At 58.8% G+C, this 26,884-nt stretch carries 21 protein-coding genes; 5 read left to right on the top strand and 16 right to left on the bottom strand.

Going from position 1 to position 26,884, the window contains the following annotated elements; all coding sequences use genetic code 11:
• Positions 1 to 3: 3 nt before the first annotated feature.
• Positions 4 to 153 carry a hypothetical protein gene (locus tag NKK50_RS29660; protein ID WP_023815062.1) on the bottom strand — a complete coding sequence of 50 codons (150 nt, stop codon included), beginning with the start codon at positions 151 to 153 and terminating at the stop codon, positions 4 to 6.
• Between the two features lie 107 nt (positions 154 to 260).
• The gene (locus NKK50_RS29655) at positions 261 to 557 is read right to left on the bottom strand and encodes an ATP-dependent DNA ligase (protein WP_023701099.1); all 297 of its coding nucleotides are present in this window, start codon (positions 555 to 557) and stop codon (positions 261 to 263) included.
• A gap of 179 nt (positions 558 to 736) precedes the next feature.
• On the opposite strand from NKK50_RS29655, the gene NKK50_RS29650 reads away from it, so the two are divergent.
• Positions 737 to 1,249 (top strand): response regulator, encoded by a 513-nt coding sequence (locus NKK50_RS29650; protein ID WP_023753040.1) that lies wholly within the window; start codon positions 737 to 739, stop codon positions 1,247 to 1,249.
• A 1,129-nt stretch (positions 1,250 to 2,378) separates the two neighbouring features.
• Here the strand turns inward: NKK50_RS29650 and NKK50_RS29645 are convergent.
• Entirely contained in the window at positions 2,379 to 2,849 is a 471-nt protein-coding gene (locus tag NKK50_RS29645) for a pyridoxal phosphate-dependent aminotransferase (protein WP_081726094.1), read from the bottom strand.
• A gap of 481 nt (positions 2,850 to 3,330) precedes the next feature.
• On the opposite strand from NKK50_RS29645, the gene NKK50_RS29640 reads away from it, so the two are divergent.
• Complete coding sequence (locus NKK50_RS29640; RefSeq protein WP_023821907.1) at positions 3,331 to 4,761, top strand: coiled-coil domain-containing protein; 1,431 nt, start codon at positions 3,331 to 3,333, stop codon at positions 4,759 to 4,761.
• Between the two features lie 289 nt (positions 4,762 to 5,050).
• Here NKK50_RS29640 and NKK50_RS29635 read toward each other — a convergent pair whose 3' ends face one another.
• The 9 genes from NKK50_RS29635 to NKK50_RS29595 form a co-directional block, all read right to left on the bottom strand.
• The gene (locus NKK50_RS29635) at positions 5,051 to 6,388 is read right to left on the bottom strand and encodes an HlyD family type I secretion periplasmic adaptor subunit (RefSeq protein WP_023701101.1); all 1,338 of its coding nucleotides are present in this window, start codon (positions 6,386 to 6,388) and stop codon (positions 5,051 to 5,053) included.
• A gap of 29 nt (positions 6,389 to 6,417) precedes the next feature.
• Positions 6,418 to 8,130, bottom strand: a complete 1,713-nt coding sequence (locus NKK50_RS29630) for a type I secretion system permease/ATPase (protein ID WP_352544284.1) — start codon at positions 8,128 to 8,130, stop codon at positions 6,418 to 6,420.
• A 331-nt stretch (positions 8,131 to 8,461) separates the two neighbouring features.
• Complete coding sequence (locus NKK50_RS29625) at positions 8,462 to 9,376, bottom strand: class I SAM-dependent methyltransferase (protein ID WP_352544283.1); 915 nt, start codon at positions 9,374 to 9,376, stop codon at positions 8,462 to 8,464.
• 69 nt (positions 9,377 to 9,445) lie between these two features.
• Complete coding sequence (locus NKK50_RS29620; protein ID WP_023701104.1) at positions 9,446 to 10,705, bottom strand: polysaccharide biosynthesis/export family protein; 1,260 nt, start codon at positions 10,703 to 10,705, stop codon at positions 9,446 to 9,448.
• On the bottom strand, positions 10,692 to 11,969 hold the full coding sequence (locus tag NKK50_RS29615) for a hypothetical protein (protein WP_352544282.1): 1,278 nt from the start codon (positions 11,967 to 11,969) through the stop codon (positions 10,692 to 10,694). Before NKK50_RS29615 ends, NKK50_RS29620 begins: the two co-directional genes overlap by 14 nt.
• Positions 11,966 to 12,970: an SDR family NAD(P)-dependent oxidoreductase gene (locus NKK50_RS29610; protein WP_023691489.1), complete on the bottom strand. Its 1,005-nt coding sequence runs from the start codon at positions 12,968 to 12,970 to the stop codon at positions 11,966 to 11,968. The genes NKK50_RS29615 and NKK50_RS29610 overlap by 4 nt, the downstream gene beginning before the upstream one ends.
• Before the next feature lie 44 nt (positions 12,971 to 13,014).
• A complete protein-coding gene (locus NKK50_RS29605; RefSeq protein WP_023681043.1) occupies positions 13,015 to 13,689 on the bottom strand; it encodes a sugar transferase in 675 nt (224 codons plus the stop codon).
• Positions 13,686 to 14,837: a DegT/DnrJ/EryC1/StrS family aminotransferase gene (locus NKK50_RS29600; protein WP_023691490.1), complete on the bottom strand. Its 1,152-nt coding sequence runs from the start codon at positions 14,835 to 14,837 to the stop codon at positions 13,686 to 13,688. Before NKK50_RS29600 ends, NKK50_RS29605 begins: the two co-directional genes overlap by 4 nt.
• A 49-nt stretch (positions 14,838 to 14,886) precedes the next feature.
• Positions 14,887 to 15,615, bottom strand: coding sequence for a nucleotidyltransferase family protein (locus tag NKK50_RS29595; protein WP_023681041.1), 729 nt, complete (start codon positions 15,613 to 15,615; stop codon positions 14,887 to 14,889).
• 634 nt (positions 15,616 to 16,249) lie between these two features.
• Between NKK50_RS29595 and NKK50_RS29590 the strand changes: the two genes are divergently transcribed.
• Entirely contained in the window at positions 16,250 to 16,927 is a 678-nt protein-coding gene (locus NKK50_RS29590) for a LuxR C-terminal-related transcriptional regulator (RefSeq protein ID WP_023681040.1), read from the top strand.
• 101 nt (positions 16,928 to 17,028) lie between these two features.
• Here the strand turns inward: NKK50_RS29590 and NKK50_RS29585 are convergent, their stop codons facing one another.
• The gene (locus NKK50_RS29585; protein ID WP_023689782.1) at positions 17,029 to 18,747 is read right to left on the bottom strand and encodes a sensor histidine kinase; all 1,719 of its coding nucleotides are present in this window, start codon (positions 18,745 to 18,747) and stop codon (positions 17,029 to 17,031) included.
• A gap of 254 nt (positions 18,748 to 19,001) precedes the next feature.
• Here NKK50_RS29585 and NKK50_RS29580 point away from each other — a divergent pair, with 254 nt between their 5' ends.
• Together NKK50_RS29580 and NKK50_RS29575 are read left to right on the top strand one after the other, a co-directional pair.
• Positions 19,002 to 19,679, top strand: a complete 678-nt coding sequence (locus tag NKK50_RS29580) for a helix-turn-helix transcriptional regulator (protein ID WP_023689781.1) — start codon at positions 19,002 to 19,004, stop codon at positions 19,677 to 19,679.
• 158 nt (positions 19,680 to 19,837) lie between these two features.
• Positions 19,838 to 20,974 carry an NAD-dependent epimerase/dehydratase family protein gene (locus NKK50_RS29575; protein WP_023830092.1) on the top strand — a complete coding sequence of 379 codons (1,137 nt, stop codon included), beginning with the start codon at positions 19,838 to 19,840 and terminating at the stop codon, positions 20,972 to 20,974.
• 49 nt (positions 20,975 to 21,023) lie between these two features.
• Here the strand turns inward: NKK50_RS29575 and NKK50_RS29570 are convergent, their stop codons facing one another.
• The 3 genes from NKK50_RS29570 to NKK50_RS29560 all read right to left on the bottom strand — a co-directional run bounded on the left by NKK50_RS29570 (position 21,024) and on the right by NKK50_RS29560 (position 26,884).
• Positions 21,024 to 22,229, bottom strand: a complete 1,206-nt coding sequence (locus NKK50_RS29570; RefSeq protein ID WP_352544281.1) for an acyltransferase family protein — start codon at positions 22,227 to 22,229, stop codon at positions 21,024 to 21,026.
• 215 nt (positions 22,230 to 22,444) lie between these two features.
• Positions 22,445 to 24,613 (bottom strand): polysaccharide biosynthesis C-terminal domain-containing protein, encoded by a 2,169-nt coding sequence (locus NKK50_RS29565; protein ID WP_031194976.1) that lies wholly within the window; start codon positions 24,611 to 24,613, stop codon positions 22,445 to 22,447.
• A 69-nt stretch (positions 24,614 to 24,682) separates the two neighbouring features.
• The gene (locus NKK50_RS29560; protein WP_352544280.1) at positions 24,683 to 26,884 is read right to left on the bottom strand and encodes a GumC family protein; all 2,202 of its coding nucleotides are present in this window, start codon (positions 26,882 to 26,884) and stop codon (positions 24,683 to 24,685) included.

Raw genomic sequence — 26,884 nt, 5'->3', positions numbered from 1 at the left:
TCTTTATAGGCCCGCCGAAACCCTTTCTTCAATCAAAAACGACCGTACAGATTCATACACCAAATGGTATTCGTCGGGGCGCTCGACGGCGGCTTCGTCGACCTCGGCCTCCATCTCGTCGTTGACGGTTTTGGTCTTGCCAAAACCGTCCATCGCCACACCGTCAAGCCCTGCAGCCAGCTGGCACCTCACGCTCCTTGCCATCCTTGCGCGCTTGGGCGCCGTACATCCAAGCGTAGGTGGCGCGTTCCTGATCTTTCTTAGGCATGGCCATTTGCATCATCCTCCCGGAAATCCAGCAGCCTTGCGTGCCCCAGCTTCTCTTCGCCTTTGAGGGTCTTGACCCAGCCAACCAGTCCGGGCTTCAGCCACTCGGCCTTGTCCTTTTTATGCCCCTTCGGGACCGGGCCGCCAACCTTGCCCTGGACGCGATCCCAAAGCGCTTGCCGCTCATCGGCACTGAAGTTGACGAGTGCGCCGCCTTTATAGAGGCCCTTTTCAGCGATGATCACCTGGGTAGCTTTGCCGCGCTCGCGCTGTGCACCGATGATTTGCATTTCCTTTTCCTCAAAGCACTTGATCTTGCGCCAAGCGCTCGTTTGCCGCTGCGATATGGGCTGCCCTTGAGCTTCGAGACCATGTCTTCTAGCCCGTCTCGTCGACCAGGTGGTAGACGGCGTCACCAGTGCGGCATCGCTCCGCTGAATTGAATGCGCCCGCCGGCAGGGATCATTTCGTGCAGGATCTCGCCGCGATCTTCGGTCGGCATCCCGCGCAGGTCATGATGCGTGGAACCCTGCCGGTTGCTGACCGTTCTCCGTCAATGGAAGCCCCGAACCAACAGAGCCAAACGATCCTCGTGGTTGACGGCGACGTCATCGCCCGATGCGTCATCGCGGACTATCTCCGCCACTGTGGCTACAGGGTGATTGAGGCCCATTTCGCACGTGAGGCGCAACAAGCGTTGAACTATGCGGAGTTCGGTGTCGACACCGTCTTGTGTGACGTTGACCTGCCGGGCAACATGAACGGGTTCCAACTGTCGAAGTGGGTTCGCGAGAACAAGCCCGAGGTCAAAATAGTGCTTTCCGCCGCAGTAGAACGAACTGCGATCGCGGCGGGCGACCTTTGTCAGGAAGGCCCGCACCTTGCGAAGCCGTATGAGCCGGCCAACGTAGTGGACCATATCAGGCGACTGCAGCGTGTTTGGAGCTTACGATCCAGGAACCCTGGTGCAAAGCGCAATTGATCTCTGTCCAGACGCCGAGAGGCTCGTCTGCATACCAATGGTGATTTAGCCCTGCGAACTGGACGCCGCTCAAAGGAAGAACGGCGTATAAGCCGCAGTCCTGCGTGCGGCCGCAACAGTGGACGGTTGTCGCGCGCAGGACGGAGGAAATTCGCCCTCCTGCGCGGGCGGTGAACGGGATACCGTAGGAGCGTCAGCATAGCGCCGGCCACAGGATGGGACGCGGCACCGACTGTCCCCGTCCGGTAGTCCGCATGTTTTGGTCGAAGCCGACCGGCTGAGATCGTGCGCATTTTGGTTCTCGACGGTACGGCCGCTGATCGGCGATGATGCGAGGACCGAGTTGCCTGGAAGAAATCGATCTGGTCTTGCACCTTTTTTGCTTCCTCATTCGCGGGGCAGCTTGTGATTTTCCAGCCTGACAGACCCTCCCCTGTCTATAAGAAATTTCCCGACGCATGAGCGCACGTCCAACACAGTGCGGGCTCCAATGCTCACCGGCTGCGCGAGAATGGTAACCACCTACCTTGAGGGGAGCGCCACGTGCGTAGTCAACGATGCAGGCGCTGCCAACCTCGGCATCCCCGGGAATAGCAGGCTTATAAATGAATATATCGTTGATCAACGCTATCGGCGCAGCCGCCGGGAGATGGACAGACCGCGTTCCAGCTAGGGGTATCGATGTTCCAGGCTAAAGGCATTGGCATGCCCGAATTAGAAAAAAGACCTGAATCCCGTAAAGCAGCAACAAAATGCCGAAAGCTATCCAGAAGCCGGGTCGCGTAAGCAATGCCAGATCTTTTCTTAGCTGCTCCATTCACATCAACTAACATGGCCAAGCGTCGTTCCCGTCCGCTGGGGACAAATTTCAACTAAGCTGATCGTCGCATAATGGCCGCGCCACTGCGGATCGAGACACCTCAGCGCCCCGCATGAGCACGCGCAACTCGATCGGAGGCGCAAGGAGAAAGTTCGGAACGGTTCCAAGAACCCCAAGCAAATTGAGCGCCGCAGCGGACGATAAGGTTCACGCATATCCCCGGCGAACATCCGCACAGCATTGGTCAACATCAACGGCAGAAGGGCGTCCGAAAAGAAACGCATCTCTGCGTCACCGCCTCATCGAGAGTCACCGCTGCGGCATCCTGAATACGGTCGGCGATCCGAAGAGCATGCATTGCGCAAGATTTTCCAGATGAACTGATGCCGAGACCGGCCCAAGCGTCCACCCTAGCCTCCAGCCGGTCATTGCATGAGACTTCGACAGGCTGTTCACAATTATCGTCCGCTCTCTCATTCCGGGACTGAATGCTATTGAGAGGAACTCGCCGTCGAACACTGTGCTGCGGTAAACCTCATCGCTGATGATCCATAGATTGTGCCGCTCGGCAAATGTGGCAATGGTTTCCAGATCCTCCTTGCCGAACACATATCCGCCGGGATTGTTTGGGGAGTTCAGCAAGATCGCCCGCGTTCGATCTCCTACCGCTGAACGGAGAATATCCTCGGATGCCTTCCGCCGCGCATTTTGCAGCGATAGTTTGACGGGTCGGACCACTGCTCCATCGGCGCGTATTGCCGCTTCGTATGTAGATACCAAGGCTCAAGGCAAAGCACCTCGTCGCCAGCTCCGGCAACGGAAGCTTAGTGCGATTGAGCGGCCAGGCGGCCGGTCCCCAATTCGTTCGAATGATGCGCTTGCCTCGCCAATGTCGCATGGTGAGTCAGCCGGCAAACCAAAACACTCAACCGCCGGTTAGGCCCGGCCGCCTGATGCGCCCCACAAGAGGCTGTGCCGGGCCGTTCGTCGGGGCTTCTGCACCTGAGTTGTTAATGTGCCCAGGCAACACACCATTGACGCCAAGACGATGGCAAGAAGGGGAGCCGCGCAGTCCTCAAGAATAAGTCAGCAGGCACCTAGACCGATGTAGGGCCTTCCGATCGCAGCTCTCGGCTCCTCGCGGCGCCGGCGCCCTGGCATCGTTTGATTGAACGAAGACGCTGAGTTGAGCTCTCGATACAAAAGCATCTCAGTCCTCGTGCCTCAATGGTCCGGGCATGCGGCTGCAGGGGATGAAGTCATGAAGTTCAGGGATTTGATCAGACGCGCCGAGGACAATGTGGAGAGGTCGTTCGACGATCTCGAAGCTGACTTGGCTAACGCTGTCGACCAGTGCCTCGATTTGGAGGATGTCGCCGACGTGCCAAACATGGCAGGCGAAAACAACGAACAGGATGACAGCGTACCAAGCGAGGACGGTGCCGGCGACGACGATGATAGCTCGCCGATACCAGCGCATCGGATGACCTCACATACGCAGAGCCGAATTGCTGCCGTGAGCTCGTTTAACGGCTTGTTCCACGATGCCAAGCTCCATTTCGAGGAGATCAACGCAAAAATCTCCGAAATTACAAGCACATGTCAACTGACGTCCGAGTTTTTTCACATCCTTCACGCGGACATTCTCCGTGCCAACGAACTGGAGTTGGCGAATCAAAATCTGATCGCAGATCAAAGGAACTTGTCGGAAACACTCAATGACCTGAACAGACGGTACTGTGAGCGTCAAGGCACCGTCGAGACATTGCAGCAGCGCCAGGCAAGCCTTGTTCAGGAGTGTGAAGTGCTCCGTGGCGCGTTGGCCGCGGCAAGGCTGGAGCTGGTCGAAGCGGCGAACACCACCACAAAGAACGAAGCGGAATTTGGCGACCTCACGAACATGCTTGCCGCCGCAAATGTCGAGGCCGACAGGCGCTCCCGAGAGAACAAACAGCTGCGTGAAAAGAATGTGAGCCTGTCTATTGACCTGGAAAAGGCCATGAAGCGGGAGGAAGAGGCACGGCATAGGCTGGATGCCTTCTCCACGATCCATGCCAACGAAGCTGCGCGAAATTCCGAAATGCTGAGTGCGCTCGGCAAGAGCGAAAAAGAGGCAATCAAATTGCACACCTCACTCGAGGTTGCGCAGGCGAAGCTATGGGAGGTGACCGAAGCAGCCAGGATTATGCAGGCGGACATGGATGGCGAGCTTAAACGCTGCCAGGCTGAGAACCGAGGATTGCGCTCAGAAATTCAAAGTCTCCAATCGCGCTTCGAACTCGCCTCAAACGCAAACAACGAGGCCGCGGCCGAGATCGCCAGGCTCCAGCTACAATGGAGCGACGCCCTGGCCGAAAAACAGGTGACCGACGAAAGGTTGGCCGCACTCACCGAGGAGGCCGAAACCAACAAGGTGAACCTTTCCAAGATCGCCGCAGATTTTGCACAGCTGTCCATGCAGCAGGCGTCCGATCAGATTGAACTCGATGTGAGACGGCAGGAATGCGAGGACTTGCGGGTCGAGATTGCCTCGGTCAATGCTCGGGTCAGGGAATTGCTGCCCTACAAGAGGTCGCATGGAAGCGCGAACGCCTTGCCGCATACATCTGACGTGGCAAATGTAGCGGTGACTGCAGACCGAACGGTGCATGCCGCACGCCGTGTCCGCCGCAGGGCCCTCGCCGCGTCGTAGGAGCAAAGAACCTCTCCTCGTGAGGCAATTGCCCATGTCGATGATCGTGGAACGGTATGCGCTGTTTGTTGCGCAAAAGATGACAGGACACTAACGCTGTTGTCGGGGCAGGACTTGGTGAGGCGGCCAGGAAAATCCTGTTGGGGCATCCTTGTAGCCGGGACAATGTCCCAGACGAGCCTCGCGCGTCGGCCGCAGGCGTCACCCCTGTGGCATCACGTCGCCTACCCTAATATGTCAGCAAGCACGCCTGCCGTGTTCCCGCGGTCGACCGCTCACAGCCGCCATGTCATTCCCGGAAAGCCCTCGACATCTGGTCGGTAAGCGGCTTCAGCAGATAAGACCAGACGCTGTGTTCGTCCGTACTTATGTGAACCTCCGCTGGCATACCGGGTTTGAGCACTTTGGCATCGGTCAGACAGGTGGACTTGTCTTCGACATTGATGCGCGCCGAGAAATAAGAAAGCTGGCGCTGTTGATCTTTTATCAGGTCCGCCGAGATGCGCTTGACAGACCCTTGGCAGGCAGGCGTAGTGCCGGCGTCGAAAGCCGGAAACCGGATCGAGACCCGCTGACCTGGACGAACGTCATCTATGCGCGACGGGGCAATCAGCGCGTCGACGACAAGGTTGCCGGTGTCAGGGACAATCATCATGAGAACCTCGCCCGCGGCAATCACGCCGCCGATCGTGTGAATGGAAGATTCCTGTACGGTTCCCGATTGCGGCGCGCGGATGGTGGTTTTGGCCAGTTCGTCCTGTGCCACAACCTTGCGCTCGCTGAGTTCGGTTTGCTTGGCTTCCGTTTCACGAAGTTCGCTCGTTACGTCACTACGCCTTTGTTCATCGAGCTGAAGAATCTGCAATTCGGTCTCGCTGATCCGGGCCTGCGCCTCGGCAACTGCCGCCGCGAGGCGCCCTGATTCTCCGTGCGCCCGGGTGGCATCCAGTCTGATGTTGCTAAGTCGCTCTTTGGACACCAGTTTCTTTGTAAAAAGCGCCTGTACATCGACAAGATCGCCATCCAGCAGGACCACGGATTGTTCTTCCGCGGTCTGTTGCGCCTTGAGGCCCTCAACTTGGCGTTCGAGTTGCTTTGAGCGGCTTTGCAATTGTGCCTTCTGCCCGTTGAGGGCCGTAGCGCGGCTGTCGAACAGCGTGCGCTCGCCGTTCACCAGCGCAGCCAGCTCCGGCTCGCCCATTCGCGCTTGAAGGCTGAACGGAAGCTGCATCTCCGACAGGCCTTGCCGCTCTGCCTCCAGCCGCACAAGCCGAACCGTTGCCCGATCAAGATCCTTGCTAATTATCTGCAGATTGGCTCGTGTCAGTGTGTCGTCCAACCGTGCCATCACATCGCCGGCCCGTACATGATCCCCGTCTTGCGCGAAGATGCCACCTATCGTGCCGCCCGTCAGATGCTGCACCTTCTTTATGTTGCTCTCGACCACCACGGTCGCCGGCGCAATTACCGCGCCAGCAATCTTGGTCAGACCGAGCCAGAGCCCGCCGCCGGCAAGCAACATAACCGTGACCGCCGCACCCAGGATCAGGTTGGCCCCGATTCCATCGCGCGTGCCCGAAATCGCGTTGCGCCGGCTCCCATTGCCGATCGGGGCCGATGGAGCCATCGTCGCCTCAGACAAAAAAAAAATATTCCTCATGCGTGACCGCTCACCCCTTTGTGCATCGCGACGGCCGCTGCCGGGCGTTCAACCGGCGCAGCAAAGGGGCGGATGACGTTGGCCAGGACCTCCTCGCGTGAGCCGAAGGCGTGAAGCATCCCATTGGACATTACGAGTACCCTGTCGATGTTGGTAAGGGCAGAAGGACGGTGCGCAACTACGATGACGATGCCTCCACGTCTGCGCACTGCCAGGATCGCGCCGGCCAAGGCGGTATCGCCATCGACGTCCAGATTTGAATTCGGCTCGTCCAGAACGACAAGAAACGGATCGCCGTAAAGTGCCCTTGCAAGCCCTACGAGTTGCCGCTGTCCAGCCGACAAGGCTGTTCCTCCCTCGCCCATGCGTGTTTGAAAACCGTTCGGCAATCGCATTATCATTTTGTCGACGCCCGCTGCCTTGGCAGCTGCCAGCACGCCCTTGGCGTCGCCCTTCCCGCCAAATCGCGAAATGTTATCGGCAACCGTTCCATCAAACAGTTCGACGTCCTGGGGCAGGTAGCCAATATGTGCGCCAAGGTGTTCTTGGTCCCATTGGTCAAGCGAGGCGTCGTCCAGCCTCACCGTGCCGCGAAGTGGCTGCCAGACGCCCACCAGCGCGCGCACAAGCGTGCTTTTGCCAGAGCCGCTCGGGCCGACAACGGCCATTCCCGTCCCTGCAGCCAGGCGGAAGTTGACATTGGCTACCGTCGGTTTTTGCTGGCCCGGTGGCGCTATGGTCAGGTCCTCGACCGCAAGCTCCGCTTGGGGGCGCGGAAGTTCCATATGTTCGTCCCGGTCAGGAAAAGCGGCCAGCGCCGTTGCCAGTTGCGAATAGCTTTGCCGGAACGCGGCGAAGCCTCGCCAGTTCGCGATAGCGGCGTCAACAGGAGCCAATGAGCGACCCAGCAAGATGGAGGATGCGATGATCACGCCTGGCGAGGCTTCGCCTCCTATCACCAGGTAGGCACCCAGTCCAAGAACGCAGGACTGCAAGGCCAAACGCAGTGCCCTAGAGAGTGCCCCGGTGGCGCCGACGACGTCGGAAAGCCTCTCTTGGTGCCGCAGATATGCGTTATTGATCTCGCCCCAGCGGTGGGCAAGCCGTGCGGAAAGGCCCATCGCGCGTACGACTTCCGCGTTGCGGCGTCCGGATTCGGCGAGATTGCGTTGCGACACCAGCGTCTCGGACGCGCGTGTCACCGATGTGCGGCCAAGAACTTCCGCCATGACCGTGAGCAGCACGACAATGATCGCACCGCTTGTGGACAACAGACCGAGCGCAGGATGCAGGAAATAGATGATCAGCAGGTAAAATGGAATCCACGGAGCGTCGAAGATGACAGTCGGCCCCATTCCGGAAAGGAAGCCGCGTAACTGATCGAGATCACGGAGGGGCTGTATCCGGTTCGCATCCTGCCCGCCAATGAGCGGCAAGGACAGTGAGAGGCCGAACACCCTCTGCTTCAAATTCCTATGGACACGATTGCCCACTCGAACCAGCAGGCGCAGCCGCACGAAATCCAACAGCCCGTAGACAGCGTAAAGACCCAGCATTCCGATCGTGAACCCGACAAGCGTCGGAACGCTCTGCGAAGGTAAAACGCGATCGTAAATTTGCAGCATATAGACCGAGCCGGTCAGGGCGAGAAGGTTTATGACTGCCGAGAAGACGCCGACGCCTACCAGGCCAGGCACGGTCCCAAGCATTGCGCCTCGCAGATCCGACGAACTCCTTCCACCAGGGTTCATGGGTTTCGACCTCCCGTGAGAGATCGTTGCGCAAGCTCACTGGCCCCACTGGGCACGGACAATCTCTTGCTGTTCAGGAGCGTATCCCCTTAGCCTTCTAATATTACGCCCCACTAACATGATTGGACTTTAGTCAAAATGTAGCAAAATCGTGGCGCTGACCCGAGAAACCCGGAACCCACATATTAAATCGGGGGAAAACTGCCGTTCCACCGTATTTAGACGGGCTTCATGCCGGGCGAGCCACCCAAGAAAACCGCTGCCTGCCGTTTCGGGGCTTTCTCGGGATTTAGCGCTTCCTCGCAACAACCAGGAAGTGTTGCGCCAGCTGGCCAGGAACGCGAAGCCTTCTGCAGGCCTTCTCGACAGGCTGCATCATCATTTCACAGAACCCTGGCAACAGGTTTCCCGGCCGAGGCAGGTAACCGTACGGTATCGTCTGCTCGACGGTGAATCCCGAGGCAGTCAGGAGGGCCTTGAACCTCGCTGCGCTCAGCGTGTTGCGAATGGTGCGTCGAGACACTCGATTGAGCAGCCGGCACGCCAGGCCGACGGGCGACGTCGCATTCATGTGAACGTTGCACACAAGCCGCCCGCCATCTTTAAGGTGCTCATTGATCACTTTCAGTGCATGCCATTTCAGTTCATCCTCTGCGTTCAGGAAAAAACGAAATGCGGTTACCACATCGAACGTCATACCCAACTGCTCCCTTGTCACGTCGACGTGACGCAAACTCACATTGGGCGGTACTTGAGCGCTGTCGAGCATAGTTCTGGAAACGTCGGCGCCAACCACCTCGCTGAAGAGGCCGGCGGCTACCTCGGCGATGCGACCTGTTCCGCATGCGAAATCGAGGCAGTTTCGGCTCGCTCCGCTCAAGGGGCGAAGAACGTCGAGGATCAGGGGCTTTTCGATGTTCTCCCAAAGCGCGCCATAATAGCCGGAACTGTGCGTTTTGTTGTAATGTAGGCCGTAGCCGGGCGCGCAATGGCTGGTCCTGTAGCCGTCCGACACCCAGCCGCCCTGCGCATTGCTCTCCTTGCTGGACGTAAATTCATGCCAATTTCCGGACTCACCGGCGCGCGACCTGGACCGCACAATTCGCGCTGACGGCATATGGGAAGCATAACTTGCAGACTGCGTCATCTGATCCGCGTTCGTTGAGGGTGTCAGGGTCGCTCCCTGGTTGAAAATGCGCCTCACCTTGGATCTCCGTTCAGTTGGGTTGCCCCCCGATAGAACAGTAAGCTCCGCACGGACTGCGCTGACGCCCTATTGGACTGCCACACTTTGCAGTTCACTGCTGAATCTGGCTTCGAGAGTATCCCCCGGCAGCACAATCGCATCTTCGTCAACCAACAGCTTGCGCCATTCATTGCCGATCTTGCGCACGATGGTCACCTGGGCCCGTACCGTTTCGCCGGCAATCGGCAATGGCTGTGTGGATGCTCCGGTCGGCTGCAGCTTCTCGCTGGCGGCATGGAGCCTGGCGGTGACATCCGCCAGCCGGGCGTTGGTGTCCTTCAGATCCGTCAGCAGGCCAATCCTCCTTTGATTGTCGTTGCGTTCGTGCTGTCTGACAAAGTCCTCCTGCTGGCGCCGCGCCCTCATCAGTTCGACCGAGGTTTGAAGCGCGCCGCTTGAAGATAAAAGCAACGCGCGCCTGACATCCGCGAGCCGGGTGTTGGTCAGATTGCCTGCATCGAATGCCTTCGTCACTCGCGCCAAATCTTGCTCATCCGCCTTCACGCTCTCTCCCTCGACTCGTTCGCGTTTCTGCAAAACGCCAATTTGCTCGGCAGCGTCCGTCCGGCCCTTCTCCAGAAAATCCTGCTCTTGCCGGAAATCACTCAGCGCAACCTTTAGCGCCTCTGCTTCAGCCTGAGCCATCGCGGCTACGACGCTCGGCGAAAGAGGTGATCCCTGTGGTGTCTTCTTGTCGAAATCCGCCTGGCCCTGAAGCTCGGCGCGAATGCGGGCAGCGTGAAGGTATTCTTTCGTGTAATCTCCCCAGAGCATTTCGTAATCGCGCTTGAGATCGACCGGATCAGGCCCGGCCTGGCCCGCCCGTGATCGCAAAAAACTGAAGCCGCCGGAAACGGCCAGCGCCTGCCGTACAGTCATGAGCGGACGGTAGGCCTGTTGTCCTGGGGTGAGCACATCGCCCGTTACATAGATCGGGCGATAGTCCGCTATGATTGCTGTGACATCGTCGGGCTCGACAGTAACTGTCTGCTCCCGCCCGTCAGTCAGACGCACGTGAAAAATCTTGCTTGGCAAGAGCTCTTGCATTCGCCTTTGCAATTGAGACGCCGTCAGGCCTGCGACCATGATCATCCCTGCCTCCGGAAGGGCGATATTGCCATCCATCTGGACTACGGCGCGCTGCGTCCGATCAGGGATCGGCGCTATTCCTATCTCGACCGTATCGCCAGGTGAGAGTTGATAGGGCTCGACCTCGCCTGCGCAAGCCATCGAGGTTAGCGACATCATCACGACTGCGCCAAGAACGTATCGTCTACTGAAGGTCATTTGCGACAATCTCCTTCCGGTCGAACACCGGCTTCAAAGGCCATTCAACACGAGTAACGAAATCGTATACCGGGCCACCGGGCACGCCCCAGTTGCTGGACCAGACCACCTGGGAGCCGTCTGGAGACGGAGAGGCATGCGTCTCGCTCCAGTAGTCGAAGGGCGCGTTGTGCGTGTCTGCGACACGGCGGACCTCTCCACTGCCGTCTAGACGCAGCGCAATGACTTGCTGAGCGTAAGGCGCCCAATCCGGGTGCTGCGATAGTTCGGCTGGCGTGCCGCCATAACTCAGAAACACCCAGCCGGGCCTGCCGAGCGACCTGAGTGACGCATGCATGGCCTCGCCATATTTCATCAGCGAGGTAGCCTTGCCATCAGCCAAGTGGCGCTTGATCACCTGATATTTGTCAGGATCCGATTTGCTGATCCCGACATAGATTTCGCTTCCGTCGGAATCGACCGTCATGTCGCCATGGCCTGGTCGATGGTGCTCCATCCACTTCTGGCGCAATATGCCGTCTATGGAGAAGACGAAACTCGCTTCGATTCCGTCCGGTAATTGCTGGGAACACACTATGTTGATTCCGAGTGGTGAGATTGAGCAGGAGCCGGTTGTTCCCGGGAATTCGGCAAGATCGATATCCGGGAATTTCTGCCGTAGCTTGAGATCGTAGGCAAAGACCACCGCTCGGCCGTCATTGTTCGTTGCACGCACCGCAATCCGGCTGCCGTCGCGGCTCGGATTGCCTTTGTTGGGTCCAAATTTGAGGTTGGAGTACGCTCCGGAGGCGAACACGACGTCCTCATGATCGGTACGTGGGGCCCATGTCGCAATCTGCCGGCCCCCGACGCAGATCATCAACTCGGGATCAGTGGGATGCCATTCGCATTCGGTAGCGCGGTTGCGGTGGAACAAAGGCAAGTAGGTTTGTCCGTCGAGAAAGCACAGGCCACCGCAGCCATTGGCGATCAGGAGCAGGCTCTGGTCGGCATTCCAAGCCTGTGCGCTTGAGTAACGGTGGGTGCAGTACTTCTTCCCGCATACACCCGCCCGGCCGAGAACGCCCGGTCTGGTGATCCGTGCGAAAACCATGCCAGACCAAGGATCCCTTGTTTCGTGCACATAGCCCGGCAGGTTGTCCACAACCGCTGTGGCCGCCGCCTCCGCTGCCTTGCTTTGACGGCCGCCGGCAACGTAGATGTTGGGAGATATGGCACCGGCAGCCAGCAACAGCGCCAACGCATGACGGCCGCCCAGGGTCATGTCATGTAACCCACTTCGCGCCGTACCCGGCCTTCACTAAGGCGCTCGCGCCACCACGTGATTGTTCGCTCCAGCCCATCGCGCAGGCTGGTCTGTGTCCGCCATCCAGTCTCACGTTCAAAGCGCGAGGAATCGGCGAGCAAGGCGCGAACTTCGGAATTTTGCGGCCTCAGGCGCCTTTCATCACGACGGACCGGCTTTTTGCAATCGGTCAACTCAAGAACAATGGCCAATACGTCCGAGACGGTCGCGGCGCGTTGGCTGCCAGCGTTGTAGGCGTGGCCGAACTCGAGTTGGGCGAGACCTGCGGTCAGGAACGCTGTCGCGGTATCTTCGACATAGGTCAGGTCGCGGATCGGACTGGTATCGCCGACCATGATTGCAGGACATTTCGGGTCGAGGACTTGCCGGATAATGGTCGGCACGATGGCGCGCTCACTCTGGCGCGGGCCATACGTGTTGAAGGGTCGCATGATGACCACAGGGACATCGAACGACCTGGCGTAGGACTCCGCCATCATGTCGGCGCCGATTTTGGATGCCGAATATGGTGACTGTCCCTGCAGGGGGTGTGTTTCGCCGATCGGCATGGTTTGGGCAGTTCCATAGACCTCGCTCGTCGAGGTATGGATCACCCGCTCCGTCTCCCATAGGCGCGCCGCTTCGAGGACATTCACCGTGCCTAAGATGTTGGTTTCCACATAGGACTGGGCGGCGGCGTAGGAGTATGGAATCGCAATAAGCGCCGCCAGATGAAAAACCGCGGCTTGGCCGCGCATGATCCGGTTAAGGAACGCACTGTCGCGGACGTCACCACGGACGAGCCTCAACTGGCTGCGGATGGTGTCCGGCAGATCGTCTAGCCATCCATGGCTGTCAAAGGAATTGTAAAGGGCAAGGGCTGTGACATCTGCCCCGTTGCGAACAAGCGCCTCCGTGACATGCGAACCGATGAATCCGTCCGCGCCGGTCACCAGGACTTTCTTTCCATTGTAGCTCATCACTGCGCATTCCCTTGGCTGTTTGGAACGCTTCCCTTGGATATTCAAACGTCGATCGGCGGTACCGGAACCCAACCGACCACTGCCAGCACTCCCCGCACCATCCACGCGAGGTCGGAGACGATGGTGCGTCGCGGATAATACGAGAGGTCCAGTGTTGCCTTGGCGGGGAACATGACCTCCCGGTAGAACACGATCGGATCCACGGATTGGGGGAAGTAATGTGCTTCGTGCCGAAAAACGACCTGGGCTGGACCCAGCAGGCCTGGCTTGTATTGCAGCACGGCCCTAAGCTCGCCCCGGAAACAATCGGCGAAAGCCAGGCTCTCGGGTCGTGGACCGACGATCGCCATTTCGCCTTTGAGGACATTCCACAGCTGCGGTAGTTCGTCCAGCTTCGTCGCTGCGAGAAAGCGGCCAACGGTGGTCATGCGTGTATCGCCCACGACCGTCAGCGCAAGGCCTTGAGAGCCGCAGTTCACACCGAATTTGCGAAATTTGTACATGCGGAAGGTTCGGCCGCCGGCCCCGATGCGGGTCTGAGCGAACAAGATCGAGCCACCGCCCTCGAGCAGAAGCGCTCCGGCGATCAGCAGCATCAATGGCGCCAATGCGACGGTAGCGATGCCCGCCACCGCAAGATCGATTGCGCGTCTCGCAAAGCCGTGATCAGGATTTGGAACGAACATCCGGTGAAAGGCAGGGTCTAACGCATTCATGCAGCAGTTCCTCTTTGGGCGCCTGCTTTGAGCGCGCCTGTTTTGAGCGCGGCTGCCAGGGCAGCCACGACTGATTCGGCGGCGGCGGAAGTGACCTGGGGGTGCAGCGGAATTGTGAGCTCTCGCTGAGCGAAATCCTCTGTGTGGGGCAAACTCACGCCGGGAAGGCGCTCGCGGTAGAACGTCATTTGGTGCACCGGCGGGTAGTGGATGGTGGTTTGTATGCCCTGTGTCCGCAACTCGTCGATGACATCCTGCCGGCTCACGTAGCGCGGCAGGACGATCGGCATGATGTGGTAAGCCGATGTCCGGGGTTCGCTAAATGGAATGACAATAGCTGGGCAACGGTCCGCGATCAGGCGTCGGTACAAGACAGCTATGATACGCCTGATTTCGTTCCACTCTTGCAGGTTCTGCAGCTGAACCAGGCCTATTGCCGCTCGCATCTCGTCCATTCGGTAGTTGAATCCAAGCATCGTGACATCATATTGCGGCGTACGACTGTTCAGCCGCTGATGCGTCCCCGTGGTCATTCCGTGCCCGCGGGCCAGGCGAACCCTGTCGAGCAGATCGGGGTCACGTGCAATCACGGCGCCCCCTTCGGCCGTTGTCATGTTCTTGTTGCCATAGAAGCTGAACGCGGCCGCGGCGCCGAAGGTCCCGACTTCCCTAAGCCCGGGCGCGTGCGCAGCGTCCTCGATGATATGCAGCCCGCGAAGCCGGGCGAACCGCTGCCATTGTTCCCGATCGGCGAGATACCCGGCGAAGTGAACGAGAATGACCGCTTTAGTGCGCGTCGTGCACCGCGCTTCGGCTTCCGCAACCGAGATCAACGGCACGTCGACGGACTCGATATCGACGAAGACCGGCGTCGCCCCTACATACAGCACCGCATTCGCCGTCGCCACGAACGTCAGCGAAGGAACCAGTACTTCGTCGCCAGGGCCGATGCCCAAAGCATGGAGGAGAAGATGGAGCGCTGCAGTGCAGGAACCAACCGCAACGCAATCTCGCGCGCCATGCATGCTGGCAAAGGCCTGTTCGAACTCTCGTACCCTGTCCCCCATCGTAAGCCAGCCGCTATCAATCACCTGCGACACGGCTGCCTTCTCTGGCACGCCTAGGATCGGGGCGCTCACCAAGAGCATCTTGACCTCCTGAAAGCCTTGTTAGTGGCTAGACCTCTGCATCAGACCTTCATGCGGCTGCGGCGGCAGCCGCGACCTCGATTGAGGACGACTGATCTTCCCAGGCAATTGCCTGCGCATTCTGGAAGTCATCGACACGACCGATGTCGAGCCAAAGACCGTCATGCTTGTAAACATGCACGGTCGTGCCGCCCTGCATCATCTGCAGCATCAGGTCATCGAACCCAAATGGGATCCCGGACGGAATGAACCGCAGGACATCTGGGTTCATGCAGTAAATCCCCATGCTGACGAGATGGGAAAGCGTCGGCTTTTCCCGGAAGAGCTGGACGGTATTGTCGATCTCGTCGATGACGCCGAAGTCCATCTTGATATGACGGCATGCCGTGGCGATCGTAACGGGATCCCTATGCAAGCGGTGCGCGGCTACAAACCGGCTCAGGCTTAGATCTGTGAGGACATCGCCGTTCAGAACGACAAATGTTTCGTTCAGTTCATCCCTAATCAGAGAGAGAGGTCCGACGGTGCCGAGTGGCTCCATTTCCTGGGTATATTTGATCTTCAAGTTCCATTGCGATCCGTCGCCGCAGACGCTCCGGATCAAATGTCCTAGATACCCTGTCGTAATATATACCTCTTCAATGCCGTTGCGCCGCAGCCACTTCAAAAGCAACTCAAGAACAGGCCTGGCCCCTATCGGCATTAATGGTTTCGGCAGGACCGATGTAAACGGTCGAAGGCGCGTACCCATCCCACCACATTGAATCACCGCTTTCATTCGATCCTCCTGATCTGCAGTTGGCTTTGTTCGGGATCGGTGTTCCATTGTCCGGCCAGGGCACACCCTCAAATCCGGCCAAACCTCGGCGGCAATCCGAACATCATATGCGAAAAGGTATGTGACAGCCGGGGCGGCTGTCGTCGTGCATTTGAATGGCAGGGATTCAAAACGTTCAAGGTATTAGATGGCCACGAGATCAACAGCCGATAGAAGCGCGATTGGGCACTGATCATGACGGCGATAAAACGAAAGCAGTTGCTTTCAAGAAAGCTGCGATCCGCCCGGGCCGGGCCGGCCTACAGGTCCGGCGACAGCGGGTGGCGACATAACAGATGCCACATGATTACGATGGTCCTGAACAGCTGGCTTTGGACCCAGAGATGGGAAACCGGCATCGTTTTGCGGACGGGCACCGCACGCCAGGGTTAAAAATCTATGGATGAGCTTCGCAATTTAGTATTATATTAGACGTTCTGGATGTGCGTGGATGGGACGCTGCGGACATCACTGTGATGCGTTGACCAGTGGATGGCCGCCATTTTAGGACCACCACGGATTGTCGATCATAGGCGAATGGGAGGTTCCAGCGGGTTTTCTCGTCGGGAACCGAGTAACGCGTTGGGGTAGTTGCATGGCTCGGATCGTCATTGCCGACGATCACGGCTTATATCGGCGTGGTCTCCGGCTGGCACTCATGGCTGGAATTCCAAGCGCCGAAATATTCGAAGCTTCGTGTTTCGATGCCGCGGTCAATCTTCTAGAGGAGCAGGCGTCCATCGATCTTGCGATCCTCGATCTGAACATGCCTGGGCTGTTCCATCAGGAAGTGCTCAGCGACTTTATGGCTGCCTATCCTGACACTCGCTTTGCGATCGTTTCCGGGGATGATTCCCGCTCGGAGATACTGACCGCGCTTTCGATCGGACTTCACGGGTATATCGTCAAATCGCAGAGCGACGAAGAAGTCGTGCTGGCTGTAAACGAAATCCTCGCTGGCCGGATCTATGTGCCATCTCTGCTATCTCGAACGTCTGCCGACCAGAGATCGCATGCCCCCCCACCTCCGGTTCAAAATGCCAGCCGCCGGCACGAGGGCTCGGGCGACGTCGCTAGGCTGACGTCTAGACAGAAGGACGTCCTCAAGCTGATGGCAGAGGGGTACTCGAATAAGGAGATTGCCCGCAATCTGGACATTGCCGAGGCGACAACGAAAATCCATGCCGCAGCCGTGCTGCGTGAGCTTGGGGTTAGAAACCGTACCGAAGCAGCTGTGTTGCTCCAAAGCTGGCTGACGAGACAGGCGAGTTGACGTATGCCCCTCGAACCGGCCCGAGTTTGCTTGCAGGAAATCGCAGCAAAGGGCCCACACCATCGGTTAATTGGCCAATTCGGCTTCGACTTGGAGGGGCTCTATTGCAATCCAAATTCCTCAATTTCTTTGCGCGATACACGCAGCGAATATCGAAGGCCATCTTCGGTTATTTCCATATTCGGGGAATGACCGACAAGCGGCGTGCTGTCCACACCGATTATCAGTGACCCGAACCCGCGGCGTACGACTTTTGAACTCTTCCGTCGGCCCGATTCCACCCAATCGAACACGAGGTCGTCACCTTCGTCCTCGGATGCAAATCGCCACTTAACTTCGACCTTGCCATTCGGGTCACCCAGCGCACCATGTTTCACCGAGTTTGTCGTCAACTCGTGAAGGATCATCGCCAAGCCCTCGGCGGCGCCGCTTGGCACAGTGAGGGAAGGTCCACTGATCGTAATGTCGCGTGTCTCCTTGAAGGGCTGCAATTCCCGGTCCACGAGTTCATGGAGCATCCCTGACAGGTTGGCATGACGAGAAAGGATGCGATGGGTCGCCTCCAGTGTTCGAATCCAATCGATCAACATCTCCTTGTATTTGGCAACATCATTGTCGGGAGTATCGATCATGTTGACCAGAGCTCTAATCACTGGAAACACATTGCTGAACCGATGGCGCTCTTCGCGCATTATGCGCTCGCGTCTCTTTACGGCGGCGCGAAGCAAAGTTGTTTGTCGACGTTCGGTCAGATCCGCCGCCACCCCGATGCGCATTTTGCGGTCGCCGTGCTCTTCCTGCCGTCCACGCAATGCAATCCAGCGTGTGTGACCATCCACTTGCCGGACGCGAATCTCGACGTCAAAGTTCAATGCCGACGAAGGCTTTGCCGAGGCGGACAACTTCGGCCAGTCGACGGGATGGATTACGGCCGAGAGTTCTTCCAAGCGGCGGACTGGGGCCGGAGGCAGACCAAGGATGTCCCAGAACTTGCCGGAGCCGGCGACTGTCCCATCCTCAATGTCTATTTGCCATGTGCCCAGGCGCCCGGCAGATACGGCGAGATCGAGCCATTCCTTCTGAGCCCGAAGGGCCTCGCGTGCCGCTTGTCGCTCGGAAATATCGTCAACCACCACGAATACGCTCTCATTTGGCGCCTCGTCCGGCCGCGACGAAGACAGGGCCAGGTGAGCCCAAAATGCCGTGCCATCCTTGCGCAAAACGCGGATATCCGTCGCCGACGCGGTCCCATTGCCCAAATCTTGCAAAAGTTTCCGCACAGTACCTCGATCGTCGGGGAAAATGAGTTCCTCCAGCTCCAGTTGGGCAAGTTCCTTGTGCGCGTAGCCGGTCATCTCCAAAAGCCGTCTGTTCGACTGCAGCAGTTCGCCATGGCGATTGGTATTAGCAAAGCCCAAGGCGGCAGCGTCGATGGCAGCGAGCCTCGCTTCTGCCACCCTGAGCGCGCCGTGCAGATCTTGTCGCAGGCGGTGGAACACGGTTGCGATCAGGCTACCCGAACCCAGAAGGAAGACGGCCCCGGTCCAGTCTCGACCAGTGAGGTGACCGTCCAACAGGTGTCGCATCCACAAGCCGGCGACCGCCATCAGAAGCGTTGCTGCGATGGCAACAAAACGGCCCTCAAGATACACGATGACAACGGTTATGGGGATAAACGCAACAAGCGGCAACGGCTGGCCGCCATATACCGTACTTATCGCCTCGAATGCTATCGATGCTGCAAACACCAAAAGCGAAGCTAGATGAGCCCACGTAGTGCTCGACACATTCGATTTGAGCCAGCGCAGGTCCGAACCCATGCGCAAAGACTACAACTTTCGGTCTAGTCCGTCGAGACTAGGCCGAAGGGGTGGCACCTAATCCCAATGCCCGATTGCCATGACTTTGCCGGCGAATAAAATCATGGTGTCAGGAGCGCTCTTCAGAAAGATATATCCAAGAGACGCTGCGGAAAAACCATTCGCAGATTTCTCGCAGTATGTGGAAATTCAAGTTGAAGCAGCAACTTCATCAGATTTGATTTGCGTCAGTAGCAATGGGTTGGGTGGAAGCGATGACACTGATTGAAACGCGAAACGATGCGCTTGCAGGCAGGCAATACATTGTATTGAACGATACCCGCCACGAAAGGCCGATAAGCCTTGTGGACCGACCGGACGCAAGGGTCGGCGGATCTCGACGACGCAGCCTGGAATCCATCACCGGCATGCTTGATCGTATGGGTTGCGGCTATCTCGTCCTGGACCGAGACAAGAAAGTAATAGAATGGAACGCTGCCGCTCGGGACACCCTCGCACGCCAGGGCGAAGCAACTGATACAGCCGTCGAGCTTGCTGCCGGGTTGAGGCGGCTGGTCGCGAATGTTCCGGTCCACCTCCAGCCGGGCTCACTCTCATGGGTAGTGATCCACAGCAGAGGCGACAGGCCGGTGACCATGAACGAGACGGGGGTCGTTACACCGGACGGGACAACCGTCGTCGCATTGCTGGACCGGGATAACAAATCGGCGGCCAACCCTCGCACGTTGCAAAGGATGTTCGGTTTGACCAGCGCGGAAACGCAGTTGGCGCTACGCCTGGCCCATGGCGACGCGCCCCTGGAGATCGCCCGCAGCTGGCATCTCAGTCGCACGACTATCCGCTCTCAGCTCGCCTCGCTGTTCGCCAAGACCGACACGAGGCGTCAGGCGGAACTAGTGGCTCTTTTGGGGCGCATTTCGGTTTTGCCATGAGAAATCGACTGCTGTCTGCATCCGCTTTGATTCAGACAGCGGCGGCCCGCATTGAGCGCGCTGTCGCGTAGATCACAAGGCCGGCGGCGCCATTTCCGATCGTTCAGGCGCTGCCGAGATGGCGCGGAACGCGGAACCTGGAACGGGAGTGACTTGCCATGGCCGAGGCAGATTCGAAGGTCAACAAGCTGGCGGATATCGTTCACGCGCTGCAGGATGGTGCTGCGTCGAACCTTACGCACACGGGGCCGATCATCGTCACGGGCGCCGCTGGGTTCATCGGATTTCATGTTGCGTCACGCCTTTTGCGGCTCGGCGCCGAGGTCATCGGCGTCGACAACTTCACGCCTTACTACGACCTGAAGCTGAAGGAGGCGCGATTTACACGGCTCTGCGCCGAGCCGAGGTTCACGCCGATGCGCTTCGACCTGGCGGACCGGTCGCTGGTGAAAGCGCTGTTCTGCGAATTCCAGCCATCGCACTTCGTGCATCTGGCCGCCCAGGCCGGGGTACGTCATTCGCTCGTGGACCCGCATGCCTATGTGGAGTCAAACATAGTCGCGTTTCTCAACGTTCTGGAGGGCTGCCGACACGCCGGCGTCAGCCATCTCGTTTATGCCTCGTCGAGCTCCGTATATGGTGCCAATCGACGCATACCCTTTTCCGAGCATCATGGTGCCAATCATCCGGTGAGCTTCTACGCCGCCACCAAGGCCGCCAACGAGTGCATGGCGCATTCCTACAGCCATCTGTTCGGCTTGCCCGCAACCGGACTGCGCTTCTTCACCGTCTATGGTCCCTGGGGGAGGCCCGACATGGCTGTCTATACTTTCACCCATGCCATCGCCGAGGGCCGAACGATCGAAATCGCCAATGCCGGGCGCGTATGGCGGGATTTCACCTATATCGACGACATCGTAGAGGGGGTTGTTCGCGTGCTCGCCAAACCACCGTGTCAGGATCCCGATTGGGACGGTCGCGCTGCCGATCCTGCCACCAGCTCGGCGCCGTATCGGCTCTACAATATCGGCAATGATCGGCCTGAAGAAATCAACCATCTGATCGCGCTCATCGAGACGGCCCTTGGCCGCCGCGCCCTTCGCGTCAACGTACCTTTACCGCAAGGTGACGTCCTGGAAACCCGCGCCGATGTCAGGGACCTCCGCCGCGCCGTTGGCTTCGCACCGGCGACAACACTGGAGGACGGCGTGCAACGTTTCGTGGAATGGTATCGGGAATTCCATGCATGCCCCGTCGGACAGGTGCGACCAACCGGCCTTACGGCAACGGCATAGTGAGCACAACAGCGGCATTTCCTTGGTGTGGCAGGGTCGCGGCTCGCCTTCAATCTGTCTTGGGATACGCCGGCAATGGAAGGGACCCAAGCTGCCGTCCTGTGCCGTGCCCGACCCCCAAAAGGCGCCGCGCATAGCGGGTGAGCGGCTTCTCGAACAGACGGTGGATGATAAATGCCACGCCCAGGGTGATCGCCAAGGCGGAACCGATGAAGGCCCACGGGCCGAGCACAAAGATCAAGCCTGTACGCCAGAACAATATGCGCATGGCGCGGATCACGAATGGATGCATGAGGTAAAGAGCGTATGACGCATCGCCAACGCCAGCGGCCCACCTCGCCGCCAGGCTGTCGTGCCTCAGTTTACCCGGGGGTGCCAAGGCAGCACTCCAAACAATTTCAGACGCCGGAATGCCATACACAACAGAGCGACCAAAGCCGGCCGAGATATCGGGAAACGCCGCCGCAAGCATCAGGGCACCCAGTCCCGTTGCGGCGACACAGGCCCTGATTGGGCCGGAAGGCCGCAGGCCCGAGGCGCACATGACCCCGATCATCGCGCCGAAAGCGAATTCGAGGATGATCGGATTGGTCCAGAAACCCCAAGGCTCTGGCAAAGGAGCCCCAAGAGCGCCCGAGAGCACCATCCCAACCAGGATCGTGAGCAGGACCGTAACTGCCCATCGCATGGGCAGCACGATCGTCGCCGTGAACAGCACGTAAAACAGCATCTCATAATTGAGCGTCCAACCCAACTCGTAGACCGGCTGAACGACGCCGTCAGGGCGACTGGCCGGAACGAATAAGTAGGATTCGACTACAAACCTGAAATCGACGTAGCTCTGGTTGAGAAGATTTGGGGCGGCCACCGCTACCGCAATGTAGAGCGAGGTGAGCGCCCAATATAGCGGGACAATTCGCGCGATCCGGCGGGAAATGAAGAGACGCGCGCCCCCGGGCTTTGCGAACAGCTGTCGCGACGTATGCACCATGATAAGGCCGGAAATCACGAAGAAAATATCGACTCCAGCGCTCCATGGTATCGGATTCCAGCTCTGAAAGGTGCGGCCGGCCTGTAATTCCAGGGTGGCCGCATCATGCTGGGCGTGTCGCAGCGCGACCGAACTAGCCGCGAGGGCGCGCAGGACCTGAACTTGGGTGAGGGTTTCGCGTTGGCTGCGCTCGACAGGCGTCGATCTCTCCGAGCGACGGCGCACTGCAGGCGCCGAGGCGCTCGCCATTCGGGCTTGTTCCATGGATGCTCCGCAGATTGTGAGCACACCCTGGGGCGCCTCCGAAACTGATGCATCCTTCAAATGACGGACACAGCCCGCGAAGTATCGGCTGCCCGCGCGGGTGTCCGGAACAGGTATACGCCGAAGCGTCTGTGCAGCCCTATGGCCTTTGTGCGATCTGGGCTTCGTGACTTCCTGCCCGAACGACGGCAATCACCGTAGCGAAAACAGTGCTCTCATTTGCTCGCCCTCAAGAACCAATGCCATTGACGGGCATCGACCGCGCTCGGCCTGATCGACAGCAAGGCAAAAACCAAGCCTGGCATGATTTTCAGTCGCTTGCGGATATAGACGGCCATGGCAATGCTCCAGATGCTCAGTGCAAGTGCCACACCCACCGCAGCGCCAAGCAGGCCGTACACCGCAACTCCGGCTGCACAGGCAATTATATTGGCCACAGCACCCGCTACCATCGTCGTTGCCGCAGCCCATTCATTTCCAGTCATGGTCAGGAGATTCTGTTGGGGCCCGCACAGCGCGACAAAGACATATCCCAAAATCAGAACCCGTGCGATCGGCGCTCCCGCGCTATAACCCTCACCGAAATAGCTCAAGAACGGCTCGACTATCACCATCATTGGGACGGCCACCAGGATGGCACCGCCAGCAGAAAGCAGGGTTGCGCGCGCGAACAGCTGTTGTAGGCCTCTGCGATCGCCTCTGACGTAGAGATCGGCTGCTGTTGGCGAAAACATGGTTGCCACGGCGATACGGGACAGGCCCACGAGCATCGCGACATTCAAGGCCAGCGCGAAAATACCCGCTTCAGCAATATGGCTTGTCCAGCCCAAAACCAGGACTCCTGCCCGACTGACGAAAACATCGAGCCCAGTGATGAGCATGAGCGGGGGGACGGCAAGCCACCATTCCCTCGAGGCATAACTTGGCTTGGCGTGTCCCAGGCCGGGTGGTTCAAACCTCCTCGCGATGATGAACACCAGCGCCGCTGTGAAAGCGGAACTCACAAGCACCGCCATCGTCACCGAGGGCGCATCCACTGTTCGAAATCCCGACAATGCCAGGAGCGCTACCAACACGAGCAGGAGTCCGTCTCGCATGATGCGCTCCGGCAACAACGCCGAGACAACGCCGCCGAAAGCACGCACAAGCGTGGCTCCGAGAGCATAGGCCGTAACCAAGGGCACAGCCATCATGCCGAGCACGATGCTTGTCTCAAGCCCTCTTTCCGTTGGATCTGAAAGGAACAGGACGGACGCAGCGCCGATCATCCCGAACAAGGTTGCCGCTATCAGCGATCTCTGCAGCGCGAATCTTATCACCCCGCGGGCTAGATCAAGCCTGCCACTGGCCCTATAGGCCGGGAGGAAACGCAACAATGATACATTAAAGCCAAGCGTTGCCAGATAGGCGAGCACTGACGTCCAAGCCTGAACGTAGGAATAGATGCCGTAGTTGTGAGGTCCGATAAGGCGTGCAATTGCCAACTGTGCAAGACTGGTCAAACCAGCGCCACCAATATAGATCAGCAAGGCGAATATGCTTGCCCAAGCCAGCCGCGAGCCCATGTCCTTGTTGCGCGGCGGTGCGGTTGCTGAACCAGTTACATCTGCGCGATGAGCCGGCAACTCAATTTGCTTTTCGCCGACCGACCTATCGAAGCGCGACAATGCAGAAAGTATTTGTCTCTCAATCCGACAAATACTTTTAAAGGTCGATGGACCATCGGTGTTTTCGACGGAGATGATTTCCCGGCCAGATGTTGTCAGGAGGTCATGCATCGCTTCAAAAACGGCGAATGAGCGCATGTTAACGCTCAAGTCGGCCTCGAAAATCCGTTCCGCCGGCGGCTCAAGCTCCATCCGCCGACGAAGGCGACTTTCCACGACCGCAGCTGGCACCAAGAGCCTGACGGTGAGATCGGCCGCCGGTGCGAGGCTGAGCGCCTTTTCCAGCGCTCTGGGGTTGGTGCTCCCATTAAACATCGCAAGCGAACCAATCGCTTGAACATATCCTTGATCGAAGATTATAATTTCGGGCGATTGCTCCGCAGACTTCCAGCAACGCGAAAGGTGCAGGATGTATCGCCAGATTCGCGCGCGCCATATTCGGTTTTTTGGCGGTATCATCCTCACTATTGCAAAGGAATTGGAAATATCATCGGCTCGCCCTGCCGAAAAAAGCAGTATTCTGGCTGTTGAAAACATCGCCGATACGATCCGTGATATGAACAGAAAGATTCCGAGATCATATTTGGCGGCCCTGGTGCTTGGCTTGTAGCTGAGAGCGACCTTGGCGTGATAGCCTTTCCCGCGCAGCTGCTGCGCAAGCGCATGTGCGAAGGTTGTTTTGCCGGATCCTGGAGGTCCGAAAAATTCAATGATCATCGTGTAGCTGGCTCGATTTAGGGGCTCGATCGCTCCCTGGAGCTTCTGTTGAAGATCGCACACGCATCTTCAAACCCTCTCCAACAGAAGATCGGCGTTGTCTCCGAGCCTGGAGCCGGCTAGCCTCTTCAGGTTCACCCGGGTGAGCACACTCCCTACTGGAACGGTGGCGGATCCGCCGGCTCCTATTGCATCCAGAGCACCACGGGCAATGCTGCGCCTCGTCCTTGCCCAGCGAACGGCAAAAAGCACCGAATCGGCCCAGCGCTTAAGCAGCCTGGTTTCAGGCCCCCCGAGGCCCAGGGGACCGTTCATGATGACCACGTCGTAGGCCGAACGCAGCTCCTCGGTGAACTGGCATTTGTCGACGGTGGACAGAAGCGTCAGGAGATCATCGGAAGGTGCTGGAGCGGCCATGAGGTCGATACCGATTTCCGGCATCCTCGTAATTGCATCCTTCAGCACGCAACGTTCATTCACATAGTCGCCGAAGGAGTTCCGGGCCTTGTCGGTGCTGAATTCACCACGAAACCCGTTCGTGAGCCGTACATCCTTGCGATCGAGATCGAGGAAAAGCACTCTTCCTCCCAGCCGCGTTGCCGCCAGCGCCAGGCTCCATGCCAACTCGGTCTTGGCATCGTCCTGGATGCTGGATGTCACGAGAATGATATGCGGCGGCTGTCCCTTTCCCTGAGTTGGCGCCGCAGTGACGAGCAGCGAAGTCACGGCGCGGCTGAACGGCAAGTTCTGCTGGCTCAGAACCAGATGCCGCAGCTTTCTGGCGTTAAGTCCCGCAACCCTGGGAAGCAGTCCTACGCACGGGACCCCAAGCTCGGCCTCGGCTTCGGCTTCACTGCGCAAGGTTTGGTTGAAACCGTTGCGGACCAGGACAATGACCGCCCCCATGAGACCAAAGACGACCATGCCGGGAGGAATCAGGAAAATTGGCGACAATGTCGTGGGGGCCGACGGCGGCCAGGCGGTCGAAAGGACCGCTACGCCTGGCGAAGGAGCGGCGATGCGACGTGTCAAGTCCTGCTGCCGGCTCAGGAGTTCGTTGTAATGCTGCGTCACGATGGCTACCCTAGGTTCAAGGGAACGCAGCCCCGAAAGTTGGCTCGCCGTGTCGGCCACGGCCGCGTCGAGCATCGCCTTGCGACTTTCAAGAGCCGTAGCCTGAGACCGGTAGACATTTGCCTCGGCAGCGATTCGGGCAACGCTTTGCTCCATTTCGCGGGCGATCGCGTTGCGCAGATCGCCGTCGGCGGCGGCACCCGACTGGCGTGCCACCAGGTCCGTCAACACGGGCGACCCGATTTCTTCAGCGATGGCCGTGACCGGGGCGCCCGCCTTGCGCAGGTCCTCAATACGGCGAAGGCGCGCTTCCGACGCGGAAAGACTGGCTTTCGATAGGAATATCTGCCGGCCGAGTTCCGCTGTCTCACTGGCTGCGTTGTTGGCCGCAGTCTGATCGACGGCGCCATGCGTGAGCCGGTATGTCTCCAGCCGATCTGTCGCTTCGACAAGATCCCTTTGTACTTGCGGAAGGCTGGCGACTATCGAATCCAGATGAACCTGATCCGATGCCCGGCTTTTTTGTACCAGATCTTGAATGTAGACCTGGGCAAACGTGTTCGCGACAAGTGCCGCACGCGCCGGACTTGGATCGGTGAAGCCGATGGTGATGACGCGCGATCGCAGCTCTTGTCCGACCCTCATTCCGTTGCGTAGCGCCTTCAGCTCGGGCGCGTCCGCTGCGTCCGGATTTTCCGCCACCTTGTTATCCTGTCTCCAGGCCCTGTTCAGGAGATCGATGAGGAACGAGCTAGCCGCGGGCGGGACGGCATTGACGACGGTCTTTCCGTTACCGTCGACTGGTTGGGCTTTGCGCAGTGCTGCCAGGACCCGACGCAGGTGGCCTTGCGAGGAGAGCATCGTCAGATGATCATCGATGTTCGATTCCAGCGAGTCCTGGGCGGATGCCACGCCGCCCGAAGCACTGCTGCTCGGGGCATCGATAATGACCTGGGTCGTTGCCTCGAACAGCACCGGGCGGGTGAAGCCCGCCAGTCCGGCCAGGATGCCGCCCAGAAGGGCCACGGCAAGCAAGAACCATTTTCGCGTCGTCAGGATGATGACGAGCTGGTGGAAGGGTGACGATTGCGTTGGCTCGCGTGGCGGCCGCATCAAGCGCAGATTGGTTTCAAGTGTCCCAACTTCCATCTGCTTGGCGCGCGGACGCCGGGCGCGGTTGGCTATGGAACCTTCCAT

It is taken from the genome of Mesorhizobium sp. M0001 (genome assembly GCF_040324255.1).
GTDB lineage: Bacteria > Pseudomonadota > Alphaproteobacteria > Rhizobiales > Rhizobiaceae > Mesorhizobium.
Note: the sequence above shows the minus strand (reverse complement) of the source record. Positions and strands in the feature narration are given on the sequence as shown.